The 23,244-nt window shown below is 45.4% G+C and carries 18 protein-coding genes; 6 read left to right on the top strand and 12 right to left on the bottom strand.

The features are described 5' to 3' along the window. Nucleotides 1–122: 122 nt before the first annotated feature. Nucleotides 123–725 carry a nucleoid occlusion factor SlmA gene (gene slmA, locus C4S39_RS13880; protein ID WP_103967548.1) on the bottom strand — a complete coding sequence of 201 codons (603 nt, stop codon included), beginning with the start codon at nt 723–725 and terminating at the stop codon, nt 123–125. A gap of 292 nt (nt 726–1,017) precedes the next feature. Here slmA and C4S39_RS13875 point away from each other — a divergent pair, with 292 nt between their 5' ends. After that, nucleotides 1,018–1,875 (top strand): hypothetical protein, encoded by an 858-nt coding sequence (locus C4S39_RS13875; RefSeq protein WP_103967546.1) that lies wholly within the window; start codon nt 1,018–1,020, stop codon nt 1,873–1,875. Nucleotides 1,876–1,987: 112 nt separating this feature from the next. Here C4S39_RS13875 and C4S39_RS13870 read toward each other — a convergent pair whose 3' ends face one another. The 10 genes from C4S39_RS13870 to glgC all read right to left on the bottom strand — a co-directional run bounded on the left by C4S39_RS13870 (nt 1,988) and on the right by glgC (nt 14,489). Continuing rightward, complete coding sequence (locus tag C4S39_RS13870) at nt 1,988–2,542, bottom strand: hypothetical protein (protein WP_103967545.1); 555 nt, start codon at nt 2,540–2,542, stop codon at nt 1,988–1,990. Between the two features lie 144 nt (nt 2,543–2,686). After that, nucleotides 2,687–3,259, bottom strand: coding sequence for a hypothetical protein (locus tag C4S39_RS15925; RefSeq protein ID WP_258039456.1), 573 nt, complete (start codon nt 3,257–3,259; stop codon nt 2,687–2,689). After that, the gene (locus tag C4S39_RS13855) at nt 3,256–3,690 is read right to left on the bottom strand and encodes a VOC family protein (protein ID WP_103967543.1); all 435 of its coding nucleotides are present in this window, start codon (nt 3,688–3,690) and stop codon (nt 3,256–3,258) included. Before C4S39_RS13855 ends, C4S39_RS15925 begins: the two co-directional genes overlap by 4 nt. A gap of 99 nt (nt 3,691–3,789) precedes the next feature. After that, nucleotides 3,790–4,110 (bottom strand): quaternary ammonium compound efflux SMR transporter SugE, encoded by a 321-nt coding sequence (gene sugE, locus C4S39_RS13850; protein WP_103967542.1) that lies wholly within the window; start codon nt 4,108–4,110, stop codon nt 3,790–3,792. A 128-nt stretch (nt 4,111–4,238) separates the two neighbouring features. Continuing rightward, nucleotides 4,239–6,038 carry a c-type cytochrome gene (locus C4S39_RS13845; RefSeq protein ID WP_103967541.1) on the bottom strand — a complete coding sequence of 600 codons (1,800 nt, stop codon included), beginning with the start codon at nt 6,036–6,038 and terminating at the stop codon, nt 4,239–4,241. A 32-nt stretch (nt 6,039–6,070) separates the two neighbouring features. Further along, nucleotides 6,071–7,546, bottom strand: coding sequence for a glycogen synthase GlgA (gene glgA, locus C4S39_RS13840; protein ID WP_103967540.1), 1,476 nt, complete (start codon nt 7,544–7,546; stop codon nt 6,071–6,073). Nucleotides 7,547–7,557: 11 nt separating this feature from the next. Then, nucleotides 7,558–9,192 (bottom strand): glucose-6-phosphate isomerase, encoded by a 1,635-nt coding sequence (gene pgi / locus C4S39_RS13835; RefSeq protein ID WP_103967539.1) that lies wholly within the window; start codon nt 9,190–9,192, stop codon nt 7,558–7,560. Nucleotides 9,193–9,240: 48 nt separating this feature from the next. Further along, nucleotides 9,241–11,247, bottom strand: a complete 2,007-nt coding sequence (locus C4S39_RS13830; protein WP_103967538.1) for an alpha-amylase/4-alpha-glucanotransferase domain-containing protein — start codon at nt 11,245–11,247, stop codon at nt 9,241–9,243. 75 nt (nt 11,248–11,322) lie between these two features. Then, nucleotides 11,323–13,035, bottom strand: a complete 1,713-nt coding sequence (locus C4S39_RS13825) for a glycoside hydrolase family 57 protein (RefSeq protein ID WP_103967537.1) — start codon at nt 13,033–13,035, stop codon at nt 11,323–11,325. 137 nt (nt 13,036–13,172) lie between these two features. Then, nucleotides 13,173–14,489: a glucose-1-phosphate adenylyltransferase gene (gene glgC / locus C4S39_RS13820; protein WP_103967536.1), complete on the bottom strand. Its 1,317-nt coding sequence runs from the start codon at nt 14,487–14,489 to the stop codon at nt 13,173–13,175. 148 nt (nt 14,490–14,637) lie between these two features. Between glgC and glgB the strand changes: the two genes are divergently transcribed. Then, a complete protein-coding gene (glgB, locus tag C4S39_RS13815) occupies nt 14,638–16,836 on the top strand; it encodes a 1,4-alpha-glucan branching protein GlgB (RefSeq protein WP_103967535.1) in 2,199 nt (732 codons plus the stop codon). Between the two features lie 21 nt (nt 16,837–16,857). On the opposite strand, the gene C4S39_RS13810 is transcribed toward glgB, so the two are convergent. Further along, complete coding sequence (locus tag C4S39_RS13810) at nt 16,858–17,190, bottom strand: DMT family transporter (protein WP_103967547.1); 333 nt, start codon at nt 17,188–17,190, stop codon at nt 16,858–16,860. Nucleotides 17,191–17,624: 434 nt separating this feature from the next. Here C4S39_RS13810 and C4S39_RS13805 point away from each other — a divergent pair, with 434 nt between their 5' ends. The 4 genes from C4S39_RS13805 (at nt 17,625) to C4S39_RS13790 (ending at nt 22,704) form a co-directional block, all read left to right on the top strand. Continuing rightward, complete coding sequence (locus C4S39_RS13805; protein WP_103967534.1) at nt 17,625–17,816, top strand: hypothetical protein; 192 nt, start codon at nt 17,625–17,627, stop codon at nt 17,814–17,816. 651 nt (nt 17,817–18,467) lie between these two features. Continuing rightward, the gene (locus C4S39_RS13800; protein ID WP_103967533.1) at nt 18,468–18,692 is read left to right on the top strand and encodes a hypothetical protein; all 225 of its coding nucleotides are present in this window, start codon (nt 18,468–18,470) and stop codon (nt 18,690–18,692) included. A 619-nt stretch (nt 18,693–19,311) separates the two neighbouring features. Then, nucleotides 19,312–21,384 carry a di-heme-cytochrome C peroxidase gene (locus C4S39_RS13795; protein ID WP_103967532.1) on the top strand — a complete coding sequence of 691 codons (2,073 nt, stop codon included), beginning with the start codon at nt 19,312–19,314 and terminating at the stop codon, nt 21,382–21,384. A gap of 45 nt (nt 21,385–21,429) precedes the next feature. Beyond that, a complete protein-coding gene (locus tag C4S39_RS13790) occupies nt 21,430–22,704 on the top strand; it encodes a cytochrome P450 (protein WP_103967531.1) in 1,275 nt (424 codons plus the stop codon). Nucleotides 22,705–23,244: the final 540 nt, after the last annotated feature.

Raw genomic sequence — 23,244 nt, 5'->3', positions numbered from 1 at the left:
TGCGAATTGCTCGTTCACGGATTTCAGGTGAGTATCTTATCGATTTATTCATAGCTCCATTCTCTCAAGAAATGGAGTCTCCGATAAACCCGGGGCGGTTCAATGTGTAAAATCTTCCCAGCTCAAAGTAGCTCGGACGGTAACAAAATCCGTCTCTGAGCTTCCCAGTCTGCCAGGGGATCCCGCGCAAATTCACTTTTGACAAACTGATACCAGCGGCCAATCACAAAGCACAACAATAAATTAGCACGCGCCGTAACATTCATATCCCTATTGATCTGTCTCTCGGAAGCAGCAAAGCGTAACGCTTGTTTGAAAGTGGCCTCCAATCTGTCATGTAACTGGTTAACGCGCAATTGTAAATGCTCGTTTTCATTGATCAAGACATCATTCACCAGAATTCGCGTCATGCCCGGATTCTTGCGCGAAAATCCTAACAATAGCAGTAACAAATTTTCAATCTTTTGAGTAGCGGAATGCCCTTCTTGCAAAATCTTATTGATCAGCACAAACAAAGTCTTTTCAATAAATTCTATCAGTGCTTCAAACATCTGTGCTTTATTGGGGAAACAACGGTATACGGATGATTGAGAGATTCCCAATTTCATGGCTAATGCTGCAGTAGTTATCTTGAGCCTCTGCGGATGTTCCAGCATCTCTGCCAACGCTTGCAAAATCTCATCCTTTTTCTCATTTGATTTTTCTAATGAAGATGTATGTTCCAATGTGATAACCAAAGAAAGGACAAAGCCGGGAATATAGCAAAATACTGGATCGGCGTGAAAATTATTCCAATGTAATCGGCCTTCTCACCTCAAGTCGCTATTTCCATTTATTGAATTTAACAGCAACTCTTCATGCTTTTATATGCAAAACCTGATGTCTGTGATCTTAATGCTATTTTCCGGTACCTTCTTTTGTATCCCCTAACTTCATTCAGCCCGGATTCATACAATCTCCTATACAGTATCTCCATTAGAAAACTACCTGGAACAAAGGATTGAAAGGAGAAACGAAATGGATGCTACAGAAATCAAGCCATTCCTCTTCAAGATAATAAGCATTCATCCGCGGCACTATCCAAGGTTTATATTTTCTCCATTGAATTTTTCTGGCAATCAGGGCCTGCTGCTGCTTTTGCTGGCAATTTCGTTGCTCGCCGGTTGCAAAACAGTTCCTGTCATGGATAGAAGTCTTGCTGAAGCAGGCAGTTTATGGGAACAAAATGAGCATACCGGCGCTCGTTTTCATCATAGCACTTTGCCTGATGATGCAACCATCGGATTGATACAACCATCAGGCAAAGGCGTATTGCTCAATGGCTCTTCAGTAAATGATACTGAGCAAGTAAAGAATCATTCGTTCGTCAGTAGCGGCCGTCAAAATGGTGCCCGTATTCAGTTCAAGGCATCTGATTCATCCTGTTTAATACGCGTGGATGAATTCAAGATCGGCAATGCATTCACGGAAACATCGGAGTGTGAACAAAGAATCGAGACCTTGCACGCCATCATCTATGCCAAAAACGCGATCCTGCATCTCAAGGTGTCGCAACATGAAACAGAAGTCACGGTCATCAGCGGCACGATCACGGTGACGTCACGGGGAAATCCAACCGACTCGATTGACATCAACGCAGACCATGAAGTTACTGTAACGCTTGATACCGTTAGCCACCCTCGATCAATAACCTCCGATGAAATTTGGCAACGCATTCGCTGGCGAGACGATTTCCGCCTCTATAAAACAGTTATCGACTGGAATAAAGTGATAGTCGGAGTTATCACGGTCGCCATTATCGCCGTTGCGATAATTTTCGGCAAAGGTCGTAGCGGTATCGGTCATGGCGGTGGATTTCCCAGACATCGCAGATAGCGATCATCTCCTATCCATTTTCTTTGTTTGTGACCTAACCCTGTTTTGTGTGGCGTATCATCCGGCAAAATACGATGGTAGGCCCTATTTGTGCCAACGTAGAGTTAGCCTTCTAAAGCAGAGACTGAATGTGTGCGTAAACTTGCTGCAACTCACGAAGAGTAACCAAAAATGAATTTGGCTCAAAGCCGAACGCGCCATCCCAGGTCTTGCCGCTCACACTTGTGGGATACCGATGGCGCTGATCTTCAGGAGCCTTTCTTTTATGTTCTTCAATATAAGCAAGCAACTGGGCAAGTTCATTGGAAGCCATTTCTCCGACTATTTCGGGAGTCTCGTGTCGGAACGGCACTTCAAATTGAAATTCTTTCTTCGGATAAAGCTTGAAAAAGCGTTTAGAGAGTGCATCCAAGTCGTGGCCTGCCTTTCCACTGAATTGTTCTGCGGGGAATGACCTCAAGATGCAACCTTTGAAGAAGAGCTCAAGCGAGTGAAACGCGAGGGACATAACCACCGACCCGTGCGCATAGTTCGCGCGTTCCTTGTCAGAACATAGGCTATTACAAAGCACTTCCGCTGAGTCGAGATACGCACCGGAGAATGCGAGCATCTGTTTGTGAACAGGTAGCTGCTGTAGTTCCGAAAAATAGAGCATCTGCCAGGTCATGTGTAGGCTAGCTAAAATTAAACACCCAAAATGATGCAATACATTACGACAAAAATGAGATCTATTATCGTAAGCATCATATTATGTCCTTATGTTTCATGAAGATTGATCTATTCAGCTCTCACATTTCCATTAGGAAAAAACTCAGAAAACCATCACATGATCAACCAAATACTTTCCGTTTTGATGTACCAACACCATCTCCGCGACAAATTCACCCGACGCTTTCGTAAACGATTGTTTCCACACAATGGCTACAGAGTCCGGACGTCTGAATAAGGCAACCGGCATGCGGCTGGAGAAATATCCTTTTTCGGCTTGGTATTGTTGGCAAACACGTTGGAGGTACTCGGGTGTCACAATGGCTTTCATCCGCTCGGTGAAATCCTGCACATGCCTGGCGTGATCAAGTCGGGTCGAAGCATCCATCAAGTTATCCATAATGGGATTGGCAATATCCCATAGTTGCTGATCGCCCATTTTCTCAAAGCTCATGATGCTGTCATTTCGGCTCGCTGCCGCTGCCGGATTGTTTTTGTACGCTGCATACGAAATGCTGGTACTCGACAAGCAGCGATCGCGTTCCTGTTGACCCATTAACCGGCCGCATTCGTTGCGTTGCCATGATTGCCCGATGGCGTAAAGTTGCTGAGCAGTACAGCCGGATCCGGCGATCAGTACCGTTGCAATGCCGATAATCGGGATACTTGATTTCACCCGGTGCAATCGGTTGTCACGACATTGATCATCCAACTGATGCCGAAACGATCGGTGAGCATGCCAAAGCACGGCGACCAGAATGTTTTGCCTAATGGCATTTGCACCTGACCACCATCGGAAAGCGCAGAAAAATATCGATCCGCATCGGCTTCGGTGGCAACCGAGATCGACAGTGAAAAACCTTTGAATTCCTGGCCCTCTTCGCAACCGTCCGAAGCCATTAACACATTGTCGGCGATGCGAAAGCTGGCGTGCATGACCTTGTTTTCAAAACCCGGCGGCAACATGCCGGGCGGAGTGGGATCCGGGCTTTCCTGGAAGCGCATCAGCATATCGATCTGCGCGTCCAGAGCGGTACGGTAAAATTCGAGCGCCTCTTCGCAGCGCCCGCCGAACATGATATAGGGTTGAATCAGTACGTTTGGCATGTTACCTCCTTAATATTAAGGTAAATCGTATTTCCCGGTGTTTCCATTTTGCGACATCCCCGACCATCGCGCCATTATCCACCGCGGTGCGTAATATTGTTAACCCGGTGTAGTGAGCTTAAGACCGATAATGCCTGTGATAATGAGTGCAACGCTGATTAAACGCGCCGCATTCACGGGTTCGTCAAACAGAACGACCCCGAGAGTCACGGTACCGACCACTCCCACGCCTACCCAGATGCTATAGGCCGTGCCAACCGGAAGTGATTGCATGGCAATGCCCAGCAACCAAAGACTGATGATGATCGCAAGAATCGTTCCGATCGTGGGCCACAATTGCGTGAAACCTTCCGTATACTTCAATCCGATGGCCCAGCCAACCTCAAACAGCCCCGCAACAATAAGAATAGCCCAAGCCATACACGCTCCTTTTTGAATTATGAGGGTCTCGTCCCCTTAAAGATATTGGAGCGGTGAGGTCGTCCTCACTTCCTGCCATAACTCCATCCGCGCTTTTGTATAGCAGCCCTTACATTATCGCTATAAAATCACAAAGTCTTCAGATATTCAATAATAGCAAAAGCGCCTTGCTTGTCGTCAGACCAATTGAGACGATAGGTTTTTTTGCCCTCCACGATATCCTTATCGTGCCCCTTGTTGCTCAGAGCCGGAATCGCATTGACCTGAAACAGATAACCTTCGGTTTGGCTAGCTGTTTGTTCAGCATTCCAGGAAAAGCCGAGATACCGGGAATCATAATCAAGCTTACTCTTGATAAAACTGGCCGGACGCTCATCCGGTACTAGCAGATGATAAACCGTCGGTACCGTGCCATTATGCAGATAAGGCGCTTGCGCCCAGACACCGCTTAGCGGGCGGGCATTGTAACCGCGGTGTTCATTGTTGGGCGACATCAGCAGGTCTTTTTTACCATCCAGCGGAACGCCGTCAAACTCGGCACAGGGTTTGATATCTTTACCCTCCAACTGAATGGTCGTATCCGACGCACAGTTTGCATACAATTGCTTGTGGGCGGCATAATTTAACAGCGTGCCGACCACATAAGCCCTTTTCATGCTAGTACCGAGATTATCGTAAACCTTGCCGTTTTTAGGTTGATGGCAATCGGCGCAGTGCTCTGCAAATAATGCTTGCCCCTTTTTAGCCAGCTCGATATCCACATTGAAAGGATAAGGACTGGCCGGCAATCCATCGAGCAGTTCTTCGGCAAAGGCAGCCACCCGGACGTCGGTTTTTTCCAGGCCCAAAGTCAGCATGGCGATCAGATTACGGTAGATCGGCATCGGTACATTACCGTTCCATTGGCCGCCACCATTGATGAGTCTGGCATGACTCTCGTCCCAGCTTGCCCGGCGCTTGTCTTGCTCCCATACCGACATAAAATCAGTGATGCCCGGCTCGGATGGAAGCGTGACACTGGCAAGTCCTTTAATAATGGGAATCTTGCGCAGACTGATATAACCGTTGATGGCACTCAAACCCGTCGCATCCGCCATTCCGGGAAAACCAGCCAGCATTTCCGATTCAAGACCGGCATAGTTCTTGGCGATTAACGCGCCAAAACCTTCATATTCGGCTTCGGCGCGCTGTGCAAACTGCTTGATCGTCTGTTCAGCATTTTGTTTGAACAAGGCAATTTGCGCGGCTTCGTATCCGGTATCAAAGTTTCTGCCGCTTGTTTGGAAATTATTATAAAAATAATTCGGATTTTGCTGATGAACGGTATCCAATGTATCCAGCAACTTCTGCGTTAACAATCGATATTTGTTATCGCCGGTTTCACCTGCATAGGCTGTTTGTAAGGTCTGATACAGCTTGACGCGAAATAACGCGATATTGAAGGTCGTATTCACTCCGCCGTCGAGATAATCGATCTGGCCGCTCTCGAGTCGCACACGGCCGATGTGACAGGCGCCGCAAGTAAATGATGCGTAATCAATATTCCCCTGCGCCTCAGCCCGGGATAAGCCACTGAAGCCAATGCCGCGTGCAACCGGATAGGATTTCTGCCGCTCATCGATAAACAAGCCAACCGCATCGAGAAAATTTTCGTCACTTCCCCACAACTGGGGCGCCAGCTTGGGTAAGAGTTTCAACGCAATATAGGGAATGCCATCGATTTCGCTAAAAGCAAAATTGCCAAACCAATCGTAAGCGACTTGACGAGACTGAATATAATTTGATTTTTCTTGATATTTTCCGGCTTGCGCCTGTTCCCAGTTTTCCGGCACTTCACTCACTACCGCAGGCGGTAAAGGCGCCTCTAGCTGATGCGCAATACAACCGGACAACAAAACGGCAGAAAGAATACTGAGCGTGATTTTCATGATATCTAGTCCTGTTGAATGAAGATCGTATTTCAGTGTAACAGCCTGCGGTAAAGTTCTTGATAAGCCATTGCGCTCGCGTTCCAGCTGAAATCCTTGGCCATGCCATTCTTCTGCAGGCTTTGCCAGATTTTTTTATTGTGATAAGCAAGCACTGCACGTTTTATGGTATCCAGCAAACTGGCCTCCGTCATGGGATAAAACACGAAGCCGCTGGCAGTATGATTTGCCAGTGTAACCGGAGTACAATCCACCACCGTATCAAGCAGGCCGCCCGTGGCGTGAACTATCGGCGGGGTGCCATAGCGTTGACTATACATCTGATTCAGCCCACAGGGCTCGAACCGTGATGGCATCAGGAAGCAATCAATACCGGCTTCTATCAAATGAGACAAAGCTTCGTTAAAACCAACGTGCACCGCGATTGATTCAGGGTAGGTTTGCGCCAACGTGGAAAGCAAGTGCTCCAGTTCAGGGCGGTCGCTGCCCAACACAACCAATTGCGCGGGTATTTTTATCAATTGCGGAGCAATCTGGATCAGCAGATCAATCCCTTTTTGGTGGCTCAAACGGCTGACCACACCCAATAGAGGGATATGCGCATCGACTGCCAGTCCCATTTGTTGTTGCAATGCAGTTTTATTAGCTGTCTTATTCGACAGGTTCTTGCTATTGTAGTTTTTGATCAGATAACGATCCGTTTCAGGATCCCATTCAGTGGTAGCGATGCCATTGATAATACCGGTGAGATCAGATTGACGGGCTGCCAATAATCCTTGTAAACCGAACCCCAGCGGCTCTATCTGTATTTCCTTGGCATAATTGGGACTGACTGTAGTAATCTGGTCGGCATAATATAGCCCGGCTTTGAGAAAAGATAAATTGCCATAGTACTCTATCCCGTTGATATCGAAACTGTCTGGTGACAACCCCAGTTGTACCACGCTTCCGGGTGGAAAAATACCTTGAAATGCCAGATTGTGTATGGTCATCATCGTGGCAGCTTTCTTTCCCGAATAAAAATTCAAATAAGCCGGAGTAAGCCCACTCTGCCAGTCATTACAATGAACTATGTGCGGATGCCAGGCAATCGGGCTGGTATCGCTGCCCAGAATAGCGCCAATTTTTGATAACAGACCGAAACGTAATGCGTTATCAGGCCAATCATGACCAAATGCATCCATGTAGGGCCCTCCTTCACGGTTATATAACCCGGGACAGTCGATCACAAACACCGGAATGCTCTCGGTTCCGCTCAACGGCAATCGAGCCGACAGCAAGGAAGCGGGTGGGAACTGTGACAGCGTACTGAATCCAGCTACCTTATATTTGTATTTAACTCCAGTCATCACTTGCGGATAGCCGGGCAACAAAAGCCGCACATCGCTGTGCAATGCACGTAAGGCGACAGGCAAAGCTGCGCTGACGTCGCCCAGACCGCCAGTTTTGCACAAAGGGTACACCTCGGAAGTGATAAACAAAACACGAAGTTTCTGGGATCGCGGCATAGGTGAAATTTCTACTGATTGACCTTGAAATAATTAATCAATCCATTGGTGGATGAATCATGCGACACCACAGGATCCCTGTGTCCCAATTCAGCCAGAATTTTTCCGGCAAGCTGCTTTCCCAGTTCCACACCCCATTGATCGAACGGGTTAATATTCCATATTACGCTTTGCACAAACACTTTATGTTCATACAATGCAATCAATGAACCCAATGTCTGAGGATCCAGTTTCTTGAATAAAATGGATGTGGTCGGACGATTCCCGGGAAAAATCTTATGCGGCAACAATTGCGCTGCGGATTCCGCAGACGTACCCTGCGCTTCAAGTTCGGCGCGCACTTCCTGTTCATTTTTACCGGCCATCAACGCTTCTGTTTGCGCAAAAAAATTCGCCAATAACATGCGATGATGCTCTCCCATTGGGTAATGGCTTTGGCAAGGCGCCAGAAAATCAGCTGAAACGGTTTGCGTGCCTTGATGTAACAATTGATAGAAAGCATGCTGACCATTGGTTCCAGGCTTTCCCCAAACGACCGCTCCGGTAGCATAATCGGCCACTTCACCGTTGCGGGTGGTGCGCTTACCATTGCTTTCCATTTCCAGTTGCTGCAAATAAGCGGGGAAACGATGCAACGATTGATCGTAAGGCAGTACAACATGAGAAGCCGTACCGAAAAAATTGATGTGCCAGATACCTATTAAACCCAGCATAACCGGCAAATTTTTCTCGAATGGAGCCGTGGCGAAATGCTGATCCATTGCTTTCGCACCCGCCAGCAAAGAATAAAAATGATCCATACCGACAGTCAGAGCAATCGGCAATCCGATAGCCGACCATAATGAATAGCGCCCTCCAACCCAATCCCAGAATTCAAACATGTTATCCGGATCAATGCCAAATTTTTCCACTGCGGCACGATTGGTCGAAACCGCTACAAAATGATGCGCGATATCTTTTTCATTGCCACCCTGGGACAAAAACCATTCTCGCGCAGAATGCGCATTGGTCAGAGTTTCCTGAGTCGTAAATGTTTTTGAGGCAATAACAAACAGCGTCGTAGCCGGATCGAGTTGACGCAAAATACCGGCTAGCTGTGTACCATCAACATTTGAAACAAAGTGTGGTGCAATGCCCTTCAGCCAGTAAGGTTTCAGTGCTTCAGTAACCATCACAGGCCCCAGATCCGATCCACCGATGCCGATATTAACAATATCGGTAAACATTTTTCCGGTATAGCCTCTGCGTTCGCCGCTTTGAATCGCAATCGAGAAACGCTCCATCTGCTTCAGCACGCGTTTAACATCCGGCATCACATCCGCACCATCGACCATAACGGATTGATCACCGCGTAATGCAATATGCAGCACCGCGCGTTGCTCGGTCGAATTGATTTTGTCCCCGCAAAACATCCTTGCAATCCAGTCTTTTAGCTTCTGTTGATGCGCCAACGCCAGCAATAAATCAACGGTTTCATGATTAATCGGATGCTTGGCATAATCCATCAGAATATTGTTGAAAATCAGAGAAAATTTTTCGAAACGTTGCGGATCTTGTTGAAACAATTCACGCAAATGTTGTTGTGTTATAACCGATTGATGCGACTGCAAAGCTAACCAAGCAGGTGATTGCGTAAGAATAGACATAACGTGTGTTTGAGTTGCTAAATAGTATGAATTATGAATGAAATACAACTAACGGGCATTAATCTCCAGTGTAATAATTAATTCCTGAGTCGTGACCGGCCACTCCAATAGCAGTGCCGTTGCCTGCATAATTTTTTCAAATCCGCTTTCAGATTGCGACACCGAGAAATGCGGATGTGCGCGTAGCGTCACCGGGTGGGATATTTTTAGCACCACGCTGCCACCCAGCGTATCGTCGTCCAGTATTATTTCAGTCATGTCCGCTAATTCAAGCAATTCACCAAAACCACCAAGAATTTTCCCCTGATAGATGTAGCGTCCGCCTATCCCGTCGCAACTAGGCATGGCAAGATTGATTTCGGTACTGAATTTATGCGCCAGTTTAGCGGTAAAATGATATGCAACCTGTAACCGGTTCTGATCCAACAGAACGTGTTTATGGATCGGGTAATTGGTATTTTCAGATTGAAAGTGGTTATTTTCAAGTGCTGCAGCCACTGAACGGTAGGCAATAAACATGCCATTCAGGCGATCAACGAATAAGCCGCGAGGATGATCATCGGCAACGATGTCTTCCGCATTGATCTCATGCTTGTAACTGATCCGATCGTGCGCCGAAGCGATGCCATTAACGGCATCACCGGATGAATCAGGCTGCCCCGCCTGAATTTTCTGATAATAGTGTTCCCATTGAACGCGCAGGGTATCGCCAAAGTTATGTTTCAACTGATAGGCATCCAATTCGCAAATACTGGCAAAATCGTCTAATTTTAACACTGCCTGCAGCACGCCATTCTGCAGGTACGCTTCTTCCACACCATCCAGGTCGGTATCTTCGGTAAAATACGAAGGACGCGGCGCACAGGTATCGAGCAACGCTTCCAGCTCAACCATGGCATTGTATATGGCGCGCCGTAAATGCGGGAGATACAAACCACCAAACATGCCATGCCAATAGGCATCATTTGCTTGCGACTCGTAAAGTTTCTGCTGCATTTCACTGGTACGTTGCTGCGCCGGCAACTCGGCCAGTCGTGCAGAAAGCCCCAGCATGCGCTTATGCATCCAGTTGGATTCCGCATAGCGGGAAAAAAAGTTTTTCCAGATGCCTCCACGAATAAAAGCTTTCTTGTGTTCATACCAGCCGCTTGTTTTTGCCTGCTGTAACAGTTCTGCATAAATATTGGCGGAATGCGCAGGCAGCGTCCATTCATTCATTTCGATGTACGATACCGTAGGCAGATAAACAATACCGCGGGTTCTCTCACTGGCATGATATTCACTGTAATGCTGGGTACAGATTTTGTCCGAAGCCAGTACGCTCTGGATAAAATGTTCAAGCCAACCTTGTTCATACACCCAATGATAAGTTTCCGGCCAGATACCAAATTTCTCGATATCATCGAAATAAACCGCTGCGGAATGGGTGTTTGGCGAATGACGATCCGTCAATGATTCCAGATAGGCGATGGTCTCCTCAACCGGAGAAAAAGGAATTTTATAACGCAAGGATTCAGAAATTGGGAATAAATCAAGTTTATATGCATCTTCCTCAGTGGTGAAATAGCCATTAAGCTCCTCCGGAGTTTTACCGGCACACAAAAAATGATAATCGTCTACAGTGACATAGCGGATTCCACAATTCGCCAACGCAGGAACGACCGTAGATTCCCAAACTCGTTCAGTTAACCATGCACCCTGCGGACGCTGACCAAATTTTATTGCCAGCTTTCGGGAAAATGCATCAATCTGACCGATGCGATCCCGGTTGGGAATGACCGCCAAAACCGGTTCGGTATCACCCGCACCGAATAATTCCACTTGTCGCCGCGCAACCATTTGATGCAGTAATGCCATATCATCAGGAAAGTGTTGCAACAGATAATCCAGTAACCAACCTGAAAAATGAACGGAAAAACGAAAATCCGGATAACGGTAAAGTATCTGCAAGAAAGGCCTGTAGCAACGCTGATGCGCATCTTTCAACACATCGGGAAAATTGCCGACGGGTTGATGGGCATGAACACCCAAAAGTAACGAAACACGTTGTGACATTCAATGACTCCGGTAATCGTTAAGAACCTATGGCAACCCAGAATCCGTTCTCAAACACGAAAAATACGATCTAAATTAATCCGTGCTTGATGAGGATCGCCGCATCGTTCCACTGGCTTCACTCCATTCATTACCTTTGCTAACAGGCTCAAGAATTGCGGATGGTATCGGCAGTTTAAGCAAATGATAAAGATTCATCAGATTTTTCCTGAACAACTGATCGAAACTTGCTACGGAATGCGCCGGGTTGTAATCACCAAACCACCAAAACCAATCTGAGCTTTCACAAGATGCCAGCTGCCGGCTGGCCTGATTCTTTTCCTCTTCGGTCAAACGCTCGCTTTGCATCACCAGATCAAAACTATGTTTAGCCGCACAGAGCATGTCCCATGCATAGTTTTTTTCCTTGTCGCCAATCCAGGTCGAAAATGTTCCATATACCCAGCTACCGGCTGCTAGCGCAGGCAATGCTTCAATAGCACTGGCTTCAATAGATGCGAGATAATCCCGATAAGTTGTGGTGTGGATATACGGATGATCATCGAGCAAATGATAAAGATCGTCAAGAAAATAAAACCCATTATAAGGGTATGACTCCCAGGCGTTCTCTCCATCCAGTATAACGCTGACAACCGGGTTCCCCTCACCAGCCGTACCGTGATAGATGTGATCCAGGGATTGCACAAAATTTTCCGCGGCATCACGACCAAACCATTTGGAGTATTCAAAACCGATCAAGTCAGATAATTGATCATCACGAAAAAAGCAGATGATGTCTTTTGATTCTCCGTCTATCCGGTAAGGACGATATAAATAGTGGTTGCGATCCAGAAGTGACGCATCAGGATATGATGCACGCAAACTATTGACCAGCACACCTTCCCCGCTAGCACTCCATTGACAATCTTGCTCTGCCATGATTTTTATTAATGGGGCAGATAAAGCCCCTTCAGCGGGCCAGACTCCGGTAGGCTTTTCATTAAAACGCTGAGTGTGGCTGGTGATTGCAGACGATAAATGAAATGCCACGCGACTACGCCCACCTGGATAGAGGTTATGCGCGGGCAAAGCGACATCGGGTTGACTATCCCGGGCAGAAGAAAAATCAATCAGTAGCGGTGCAAGCGGATGATAGTGAGGTGTGGTGGATAATTCAATCTGCCCTGATTCAGCGAGCTTGCGATAACGCGGAATCAGATCCTGAATTAATTCACCGATCAAAGTGAAAAGCTGCAGCCTATCCTCATAGTTAAACTCCTGGTTCTTAGTCATTAATTTTATTACAAACTCATTGTTTCTCCGTACACTTTCCCCCATCCATGCCAAGTGATACCAGACCAGCAAATCAGCCAAATATTGTCCGGAAAAATACTTTAATTCACGCTCACTCACTTTATTGAAGACTTGATAGAGGTCATGTAGGCGTTTATAAGCCGGATACGGCTGCAGCATATTCTCATGATTACTAAGAAAGCAGCTGTCAAATATATACAGGCGATCCTGCATCGTGATATTTTCGAGCTCAGGTGTCGCTAGCAAACGCAACAAAGGACAACGTATTTGCTTGGTGGAAAATTGCTGCGCAAAATCATCCAGCTGATCCAGAAGCACTGGAACAAAATTGACAACCACTTTGGTCTTTGGGTGCGACTCCAAATGATAAGCCATATCGGTATAGTCCTTGATGGCATGCAAGTACACCCAAGGCAACACAAACTGATTGGTGACGTAATCCCGATAGTCCGGTTGGTGCATATGCCACAGCAAAACGAGATTTAATTGCTTCATTATAAAAAGACAGTATTGATTAAATTAAATTATAGAAGCTTACTGCATCAATCATGCTTCTGGCATGAAAAATAGTCACGAATACACTCCCCTTTTGCATCACTACCTATTAATTCGTAACATTTATTCAATCTTCGTTAACATATCTTATGTATTTCCTGCCCTAGCATTTCCGGTGTAACTAATGTAATGCCTTTCTCGGTCACATAGAATCGCTTGCGGTCCTGTTCAGGATCAAATCCAATAACTAATCCTTCAGGAATTACACATTTTTTTTCCACGACCACGCGCCGCAGATGCGCATGCCGGCCAATTTCCACATCGGGAAGTATGACCGAATCTTCCACATAGCTAAAACTATTGACTTTTACGTTGGAGAACAACAAGGAACGACGAACCGTAGCACCACTGATAATACAGCCGCCGGATACGGACGAATCCAATGCATGACCCCGTCGATCATCGTCATCGAATACAAATTTTGCCGGAGGAAGTTGTTCCTGGTGTGTCCAGATGGGCCAATCTTCATCGTACAGATTAAGCTGTGGTGTAACGGAAATCAGATCAACATTAGCTTCCCAGTATGCATCCACCGTTCCGACATCACGCCAGTACGGTATCCCGGATGCCATATTAACGCAACTGCTCATGAATCGATGAGCAAAAACGCGATGACGGGACACCAGATACGGAATTATATCCTTACCAAAGTCATGCGACGAATCATGATCCTGATGATCACGAATTAACTGCTCATAGAGAAAATCGGCATTAAATACATAAATACCCATGCTCACCAGGGTTTTCTCAGGTTGACCGGGTATCGATACAGGATGTGCCGGTTTCTCAGCAAAACTGGTTATCTGCCATTGATCGCTGACTCCCATAACGCCAAAAGCACTCGCTTCTTGCAGTGGCATCTCAAGACACGCTACCGTCATATCCGCCGATTTCTCGATATGCTCAGCCAGCAGCTTACTGTAATCCATTTTATAGATATGATCCCCGCCCAGAATCAATACATATTTAGCATCGTGACGTAACAAAATATCGATATTCTGAAATACTGCATCGGCGGTTCCTTGATACCATGTTTCTTCAACAGTTCGTTGTTGCGCGGGGAGCAATTCAACAAACTCCTTAAAACGTCCATCGAGAAAACTCCAGCCATGCTGAATATGACGAATCAGGCTCTGCGCTTTATATTGCGTCACGACACCAATACGTCGAAAACCCGAGTTGACACAATTTGACAGAGGAAAATCAATAATACGAAACTTCCCGCCAAAAGGAACAGCGGGCTTAGCACGCCAGTCGGTCAGCTGGTGCAAACGGCTACCGCGCCCGCCTGCTAATATTAATGCGAGCGCCTCATGTGAGATATTCCTATGAAAGCGGCTACTGGCTTTGCATTCCGCGTGGGATTGCGCATGTGTAAGTTTGGTTTTATCCATAGCAATTTATAACCCTTTTGCACCTATGCGAATATATTATCGTATTATGGCACTTTCTCACAGAGAGCTTTGGGCTTAATTGCCTTTCGTTAAAGAGTAGACAGGTTATAATCCAGGCCATATTAGCCAATTCTATATAATAAAGGTGATGACCACGAGCAAAACCAATTTTCCGCTGCACGCATTGATCAATGCACAACTCCATGATCCCTACGCGTATTTAGGTTTACAGAGAGCGCATAATCAAGTTCTGGTCAGAGTATTTCGTGCTTTTGATGCTCAGGTATGGATCCAAACATCAATTGGCTTTGAGCCGATGCAATGCGTTCATCCTGAAGGTATTTTCGAATGGCGCAGCGAATCAATGCCGATCATGCCATACCGCTTGCGCGTTGAAGCAAAAAACCCCAAGCATACCGTTTATGAAATATATGACCCCTATGCTTTTGCGTTACAAATTTCTGATCATGATTTATATTTGTTCAATCAAGGCAAGCTATGGCAGGCTTATCGCATGCTTGGAGCTCAGCCGGTCAGGAATGCCGGTGTTGATGGAATGCGTTTCGCGGTATGGGCTCCGAATGCCGAACGCGTCAGTATAATAGGTGATTTTAATCATTGGGACGGCAGAATGCACCCGATGAAGGTGCATCACGCCAGCGGCGTATGGGAATTGTTTATTCCGGAATTACCACCCAATATTCATTACAAATTTGAAATTCGCAATCGCAATAGCGGTGAAATTCTCGTCAAGACGGATCCCTATGCCAAGCAATACGAATTGCGCCCCAACACTGCGGCACTGATCCCCGCCCATAGCGCCTATCATTGGCAAGACACTACCTGGATGGCACGCAGGGCTGATTGGGATTGGCTGCATGCACCGCTGAATATTCTTGAAATTCACGCCGGATCATGGAAACGGCACCCGGACGGACGTTTCTATACCTATCGAGAACTAGCAGAGCATCTATTACCTTACGTGCAGGAAATGGGTTATACCCATATCGAATTGATGCCCGTCTCGGAACATCCTCTGGACGAATCCTGGGGTTACCAAACAACGGGATATTTTGCCGTCACCAGCCGCTTCGGTTCACCGGATGATTTCCGGTTTTTCGTAGATGCTTGTCATCAGATGGGAATCGGCGTGATTCTGGATTGGGTACCCGCGCATTTTCCTCAGGATACTTTTGCACTGGCACGCTTTGACGGTACTGCCCTATACGAACACGAGGATCCGCGCCTAGGGTTTCATCAGGATTGGGGCACCTACATCTTCAATTATGGCCGCAATGAAGTGAAATCCTTTCTTTTATCCAGCGCTCATTATTGGTTATCCGAATTTCACTTGGATGGATTGCGTGTCGATGCAGTGGCTTCAATGCTCTATCTTGACTATTCCCGCAAGAATGGCGAATGGCTGCCAAATAAACATGGTGGACGGGAAAATCTGGAAGCAATTGATTTCCTTCGTGAACTAAATATCATGGTACATGGAGAATTTCCCGGTGCACTGACACTGGCGGAAGAATCCACCGCCTGGCCCGGAGTATCGCGCCCAACCTATGTGGGTGGCTTGGGCTTTTCGATGAAATGGAATATGGGCTGGATGCACGATACACTATCTTACATGCACCAAAATCCTATCTACCGGCGCTACCATCACGAGCAGCTGACTTTCAGCCAGCTCTATGCGTATACCGAAAATTTTGTGCTACCGTTTTCGCATGACGAAGTCGTGCATGGCAAGGGTTCGCTTTGGAACAAAATGCCTGGAGATGCCTGGCAAAAATTTTCCGGCGTGCGCCTGCTATTGGTATATCAGATGACGTGCCCAGGGAAAAAACTCAATTTCATGGGCAATGAATTCGCGCAACAACGCGAATGGCGTGTAAATCACGAATTGGACTGGCATTTACTGGAACAACAACCACATACCGGCGTGCAAGCTGCTGCGCGCGACTTGAATCATTGTTATCAAAATATCCCCGCTTTGCATCAACTTGACTTTACTGCCGAAGGCTTTCACTGGATCGACTGCCAGGATGCCGATCAATCAATAATCAGCTACCTGCGGCGCGCCATGAACGGATCATTTGTACTGGTCGTTCTCAATTTTACTCCGGTTCCACGCACTGGCTATCGCATCGGCGTGCCAGCTGCCGGCATTTATCGGGAAATTTTTAATAGTGATTCCACTTATTATGGTGGCAGCAATGTCGGCAATCTAGGTAATATTACCAGCGTGCCAGAGCCCTGGATGGAGTTTGCCGATTCAATGGCAATTACGCTACCGCCGTTAGCAGGAGTCATTTTTTCTTGGCAGGAATTGCTCGTTGATTAACAGTTAAATCATTAATCAAATTCAAAGAGAAACCGTCTGCGAAAACATGGTGATCACCACGATCCCCGCAACAATTAGAGTCAAACCGACCACAGCGGGGGCATCCAACGACTGCCCGAAAAAAAACCAGCCGCTCAGCGCAATTAATACCAATCCGGCACCGGACCATATGGCATAGGCCACCCCGACCGGAATGGTTTTGAGCGTCAGAGAAAGCAAATAAAAAGCCAGCGCATAACCTACAATCACCGCGAGGGATGGCCACAAGCGGGTAAATCCCTCAGATGCCTTCAGACACGAGGTCGCAATCACCTCACTGATAATCGCGATTGAAAGAAAAATCCAGTGCTGCATTTTAATAACTCCAATTTTTGCATTATCCGCTAGCATACATGCATTAATTCAAAAATCTAAGTAAGAGCAGAAGTAGAAAGTATTTCGCCAATGATTCCTTGATCTCAAGTACCGATTCATAAGCATTGAGATAAACCTCTATATGTGCCTTCCAGACTACATCTTCTCTCCGCGCCCGCTCTGTGCCAGATCCTTGATTTACGTAAAGCACCTCCGGGTTAATATATCGTAATGATATGCACTAACTTTTATCGAAGCTTTAAATCCACTCACAAACTGAAAATCAGGACATTACTATGCATTAAGTCATTAACCTTATCTATCAGAAACTTATCATAAAGCATATACGCGGACATAATTCAAATTTGAATAATGATGTGACTTCGATTATGCTATCTGGAAAAATGATAAACCAGAAAAATACAGGAGATTAAATGATTAGATTTTCATTATTGGCAGTTGTCTTATTGACATTAGCAGCATGCGAAGGTAAAAAAAGTCTTGATGGCTACCCTATGGATAAACCACCTCCATCAGCATATGCTCCCAGAGATTCGGAACCTACTTTTGATACAACAGATACTCAAGAAGCAAATAAAGAAAAATCAAGTAAAGATCAAGAGTAATGTCATAGATGCACCACTACTTCGATGACATCGCAGCATCGGAAGTAGTGGTGTGTAAAATGCCCCACTCATAGGACGACTGTACACTCGAAAAGCAATTTGATCTCCACCAAAGCTGGTTAATCGAACTCAGGTGACCTGTTTTTTAGAACAAAAATCATGTTTCGACAATGAAATGTGTGCTCTGATCGCAATCTTGCATAGCAGCCCCCCCAACGTTTAAATGCAAAATCGTTATCCAGCCTGTTGGATTAGCGTCAACTAAATATTTACTTTACTTCATCATAAATTCTGCCAACTGTGAATGCTGTTTCCACTCCAAATATCAGCACCAAGGCCACTTAACTTTGAATTCCTCAGAATATTGTTTGCATTTCTTATCTATCTCATTGCCCTCCTCCTGTTATGTAATGGCAGAGCTTAACCGATTCGTTCCATTTTCCTGGTGTCATTTCATCGGATATTTTTGAAAAGATAATCGAAGCACTTTGTGCAAGATCGCTTGTTTTGACAGTTGTTTTTTCTCTAAAAAATCTCAAAAACCAATATAACCATATTAGATGGTTGACTTAAAACCTGCTTGAGTGATTTACTAAATTCGTTATATACTGCAAAACTTACTTTAGAAATTTTTATAAGGAAAATCAAACGATGAAATATACTCTTCTTTTGGCCGCATCTTTATTGGTTTTAACATTATCTGCATGTGGCGGCAAACCCAGTCAAGCGTTGCCGGAAACAGAAAAAGAAAACTATGAAAAACTCATGCGTGGGGAGGAGATTGAATGTCCTCACGGCCTTGATGGGAATGGCAATTGCTTAAAAGAAGGGGCTGATGCTCGCCCGTATGGCGGAACCAGCAAGCCAGGACATTAATTACAAATATAAGAAAATAGCTTTAGGCTTCATTTTCGCACAAAAATAACCGCCCTCAGTGGCGGTTTTTTTATTCCCTGAAGCAATGAAAATAAGTGTATAGGGAGCAGATTCCCGTTTCATGTAGCGATAAGCCTCAATTACGTCCCGGTAATTGTTTATGTAATGCCAATCAACATACAGAATACCCCTTTATTTATCGTATCGCTAACGGATGTAATTTCGTAATATACGTTGCCAGCATCAAACCTTAGAAAGTAATAAGATCATAAATCGAGAATAATTCTTTTCAGAGCGAGGATTCGTATTTCCTGTTTATCGGTTAGAGATCTATTGCTGATATGCTTTATAAGACATGTTAGTATTGCTATTATCTACAGTAAATTCTGAATATAATTCTGAACAGGCGCAAGCTCATAAGAATAAAACCATACGCCAAAGTTGAGCGTTGAGCACGGATCTCGAATAAAGATAATCAAGAGTTTTGTAATGTGAAGAGCCAAAGATTATGACAACATTGCAAGATAATTATGGAGTATAAGAATCATCATTGTTGTGCAAGCAATTCTTGTTCCTGAAAGTAATAGTTAAACAAAATCAAGCAGAAAGGGGATCTATCGTGAAACAATCATTTGCATCGCCAAAAAAACAGTTGCTATCTTTTATTTTAACTTTATTGATTTTCGCCGGAATTTCTGCTTGTACACTGATCCCGGAAACTGATCCTGAACGTGGCGCAACTACTGTCACCCAAGATCTGTTTGGAGATAATTACACAACGGTGAAATACCTTGACCAAGGCTGGGATATTGCCGATAGCCTGTGGTTCTATACTACCACGCAGGGATCGAATCTGATGCCTTATGATTTTTTTATGGCATTGGAGCAGCCGAAAAAGCCCGGACTTTTTCGTGCCGATGAGAACATGAATTTCTATCGTTACCTGCCTCAGAAAGCGACCTCCAGTAATCCAGATGCATTGCCTGTCGGATGGGTTAAGGATAGTTACAGGGATAAAGAATACATAGGCTTGACTTGTGCGGCCTGCCACACCGGACAAATAAACTATAACGGTGTAGGTATTCGTATTGATGGCGGTCCGGCCAGTGCAGATATGGATAGCGTCATGAGGGATATTACGAAAGCCATGCACTACACTCAAAGGAATGAAGAAGTCAAAAATCGATTTGTCAAGGATGTCCTGGCACGCGGCAACTACAAATCAGAAGCTGAAGTGCTGGGCGATTTGGAGAAATACAAACAGCGTCTATCCAGTTATATTACCATTAATCGCAGCATCGATGAAGACGGCAACAACGTTCCCTATGGTTATGCGCGATTAGATGCGTTTGGACGCATTTATAACCGTGTGCTGGAACACCTCGTCAACGATAAAGTATTAAAGGAACTATTGAGTGACGGCGGTGCAATGGGCAATACAGGGATGACAAAAGAAGAACTCGATAAAATCATGCAAAATGTAAACCAGATTATGACTGGCGATCAGCGTGATCATTTGGTTGAACGTCTTACCCAAACACTTGAGTGGGAGCAATTAGGGAAATTGCGCCAGAAATTGTTTAATCCGCCTAATGCGCCTGTCAGCTATCCTTTCTTATGGGATATACCACAACATGATTACGTACAATGGAACGGATTAGCTGACAATGCCGGTTTAGGTCCGCTCGGACGCAATACCGGGGAGGTTATCGGAGTTTTCGGTACGTTGGATTGGAAAGAGGAAAAAGGATTTAGCATTTCAACCCTTATTGGTGGACAAGCCGCTGGAACTAAAAAGATTAGCTTTGCTTCTTCCGTGAATGTACATAATCTAAGCAGAATTGAATCACATTTGGATAAACTGCAGTCCCCTGTATGGCCGGAAGATATTCTGGGAGAAATAGACAAGGAACGTGTTTTTCGGGGCAAGCTATTGTTCAATCAGTATTGTGAAAGCTGTCATGCCAGAATTGATCGTTCCGATCCTCAGCGCCGCATCATTGCACACATGTCCCGAGTCAGCGACGTAGGAACTGATCCGGTTATGGCCAGAAACGGCAGGGAATATCAGGGCTACTCCGGTATTTTGCGCAACCAGTATGTAAGCGTAGGTATCGGAGATATTTTACTCGACCAGAAAGCACCTGTTGCCGCATTGTTGACAAAAGCGACCTTAAATGTAGTAGCCACTCCTGATCCCGACAAATGGTTTCTTCGACGTTGGGCCGATTGGCTTGTAGATATCGCCACAGCATTTATTCGCAACAAAATTAACCCTTCACTTAAACACGGCAATTATGATCCGGATACAACCGTTGATCCGTTTGCTTCGTTAAACGCCTATAAGGCAAGATCATTAAATGGCATTTGGGCGACAGCGCCTTATTTGCACAACGGATCAGTACCGACACTCTACGATTTATTACTGCCAAAAAAACGTGAAGGAGATGCAGAAGATGATGAATATCGTCCTGACGAATTCCAAGTAGGGTCGCGGGAATTCGACCCTGAAAAAGTTGGCCTTAAAAGTGAAGGATACGAAGGTTTTACCTTTGATACCAGCTTAAAAGGTAATAGTAATGCTGGTCACGAGTATTCATCCGGCGGAACGGCTCAGCCTGATGGTAAGACTTTGCCGAAACTCAATAAAGAGGAACGGTTGGATCTGCTTGAATACCTCAAAACTCTGTAATTAGAATCTTCAGCTATCATTTATTAATGGACAGGGAGTGATGAAATGAGTACAAATTACTTAGAACGCTACGATGCCACCGCCGACGTAGAGAAATTCCCATTGGTTCGACGCTGGATGGATACCGAACCTTTACCTTTTTTTAAGGAATTGCGCACCAAACGCCCCATTCTGGTAACGCCCGACTGTACACTGGTAACCCGGTTTGATGATGTTAGAGAAATACTGACAATGTACAAGGTTTTTACTGTCAAGCCGTATGTTCCGAAAATGGATAATTATCTGATGGCGCATGATGATGATGCACTGCATACGCGGGAAAAATCATTGATGCAGTTCATGCTGAACCGTGACGATTTGCCGCGCGTACGCAATATGATTGCAGATATTGCCAAGGGGATTCTAAGTAATGCCGATGGCCAGATTGAAGTGGTCAATAGTTTCTGCCGTATGGTTCCTGCTACACTGGTACAAAAATATTTTGGACTGACCGGAGCCAAAAGAGAAGATCTGATTGAATGGTCCTACTGGAATCAATATGATACCTTTCATAACCAGCCTTTCGATCTGGTTCCTCCAGAATTGTCGCAGCGCATCATTGATCGCCATAACGAAACTTCCAAGAAGCTGAGCGACTATATCACCATGTTGATTGCAAAGCGCCTTCTAGCGGTAAAAATTGAAAAACTAACATTTTCCACTATCGTCAGATTGGAAGATGACATCGTTACTCGAATGTTGCGCACCAGTCTTGCAAAAGAACTGGATTTCGACATTAAGCGCTTAGGTATCAACGCAGGTGGATTGCTGATTGGCGCCATTGAGACGACCGCTCAAGCCGTGGCTCAGGTACTGCAATACCTGTTTCAACATTCGGAATGGCGGGAGAAGGCAAAAACCGCTGCGCAGAAAGATGATCCTACTGAATTCGATGGCATTGTCTGGGAGGCCTTACGTTTTGTTCCGATTACGCCCTATTTATTCCGGACGACCGCAAGCGACTATACTGCGGCAAAAGGCACCGATCATGAAACAGTATTGCGGGCAGGCACTTATGTTCTACCAGTAACATTATCCGCCACATTCGATGAACGAGCCTTCGAGTCGCCGGAAGAATTTATACCGCAACGTAATTGGTATAATTATTTTCATTTTGGCTTTGGCGATCATGAATGCTTGGGGCGTTATGTCGGCATGGTCATGATTCCTGAAATGGTGCGACAAGTATTCCTTCAGAAGAATATTGAACCAGAAGGCAATATTGATTATAAATCCGGTCCATTCCCGGAATCATATATGCTGTCTTGGAGTGCGCAGTAAAATTTTCTGTTTTTTGTGATTTACGTATCGATCTAAATAAACCTGTTCGGATAAGGATGAAATGCAAACTACTGCAGCTTGAATTCCACACTTAGTATCAGTGAGAGAATTGCAGTGTTCTATCGTAAATTGTTTGTAATCTTCATCATAGAACACTGCTAAATTGCGGCATGTAGTCGAACCGAAGTTCATAAAACCAGGTGACAAGTGAGCTCGCATAGTATTTATGTTTAAATTCTGCTAGCGATACTTACTCCAATCTTTCATTTTCTCTGTCAGTCTTTCAATATATTGGTTATTTTCTTGCAACCGTGCTTTGATTCTCCAGCAAGACACAATTCTTTTTAGAGGTCCGAATTAACGGAGCATCAATGCTTGAAAGAGCTTGCTCGTCTAAGATAAGCGCATGCGAAGTGAAAGACTACTTAGTCGATTCTGAAAAACCTGAACCGCCCCGATTTTTCCGGAGACTCGTTAGTTTGAGTCAAGCTGTGATGCCTGACACTTTCAGTTGCGAATAATACGCTCTTTCCAACTCTG

Source organism: Nitrosomonas ureae (assembly GCF_900108305.1).
GTDB lineage: Bacteria > Pseudomonadota > Gammaproteobacteria > Burkholderiales > Nitrosomonadaceae > Nitrosomonas > Nitrosomonas ureae_B.
This window is presented reverse-complemented; position numbering and strand designations above follow the sequence as displayed.

What these genes read in the sequence shown, in the direction of transcription:
- glgA (WP_103967540.1), bottom strand. Translation starts at nt 7,546, where the DNA reads ATGCCGCGATCCCAGAAACTTCGTGTTTTGTTTATCACTTCCGAGGTG.
- C4S39_RS13825 (WP_103967537.1), bottom strand. Translation starts at nt 13,035, where the DNA reads ATGAAGCAATTAAATCTCGTTTTGCTGTGGCATATGCACCAACCGGAC.
- C4S39_RS13830 (WP_103967538.1), bottom strand. Translation starts at nt 11,247, where the DNA reads ATGTCACAACGTGTTTCGTTACTTTTGGGTGTTCATGCCCATCAACCC.
- C4S39_RS13875 (WP_103967546.1), top strand. Translation starts at nt 1,018, where the DNA reads ATGGATGCTACAGAAATCAAGCCATTCCTCTTCAAGATAATAAGCATT.
- C4S39_RS13805 (WP_103967534.1), top strand. Translation starts at nt 17,625, where the DNA reads ATGATTAGATTTTCATTATTGGCAGTTGTCTTATTGACATTAGCAGCA.
- glgC (WP_103967536.1), bottom strand. Translation starts at nt 14,489, where the DNA reads ATGGATAAAACCAAACTTACACATGCGCAATCCCACGCGGAATGCAAA.
- glgB (WP_103967535.1), top strand. Translation starts at nt 14,638, where the DNA reads ATGACCACGAGCAAAACCAATTTTCCGCTGCACGCATTGATCAATGCA.
- sugE (WP_103967542.1), bottom strand. Translation starts at nt 4,110, where the DNA reads ATGGCTTGGGCTATTCTTATTGTTGCGGGGCTGTTTGAGGTTGGCTGG.
- C4S39_RS13870 (WP_103967545.1), bottom strand. Translation starts at nt 2,542, where the DNA reads ATGACCTGGCAGATGCTCTATTTTTCGGAACTACAGCAGCTACCTGTT.
- pgi (WP_103967539.1), bottom strand. Translation starts at nt 9,192, where the DNA reads ATGTCTATTCTTACGCAATCACCTGCTTGGTTAGCTTTGCAGTCGCAT.
- C4S39_RS13790 (WP_103967531.1), top strand. Translation starts at nt 21,430, where the DNA reads ATGAGTACAAATTACTTAGAACGCTACGATGCCACCGCCGACGTAGAG.
- C4S39_RS13845 (WP_103967541.1), bottom strand. Translation starts at nt 6,038, where the DNA reads ATGAAAATCACGCTCAGTATTCTTTCTGCCGTTTTGTTGTCCGGTTGT.
- C4S39_RS13810 (WP_103967547.1), bottom strand. Translation starts at nt 17,190, where the DNA reads ATGCAGCACTGGATTTTTCTTTCAATCGCGATTATCAGTGAGGTGATT.
- C4S39_RS13855 (WP_103967543.1), bottom strand. Translation starts at nt 3,690, where the DNA reads ATGCCAAACGTACTGATTCAACCCTATATCATGTTCGGCGGGCGCTGC.
- C4S39_RS13800 (WP_103967533.1), top strand. Translation starts at nt 18,468, where the DNA reads ATGAAATATACTCTTCTTTTGGCCGCATCTTTATTGGTTTTAACATTA.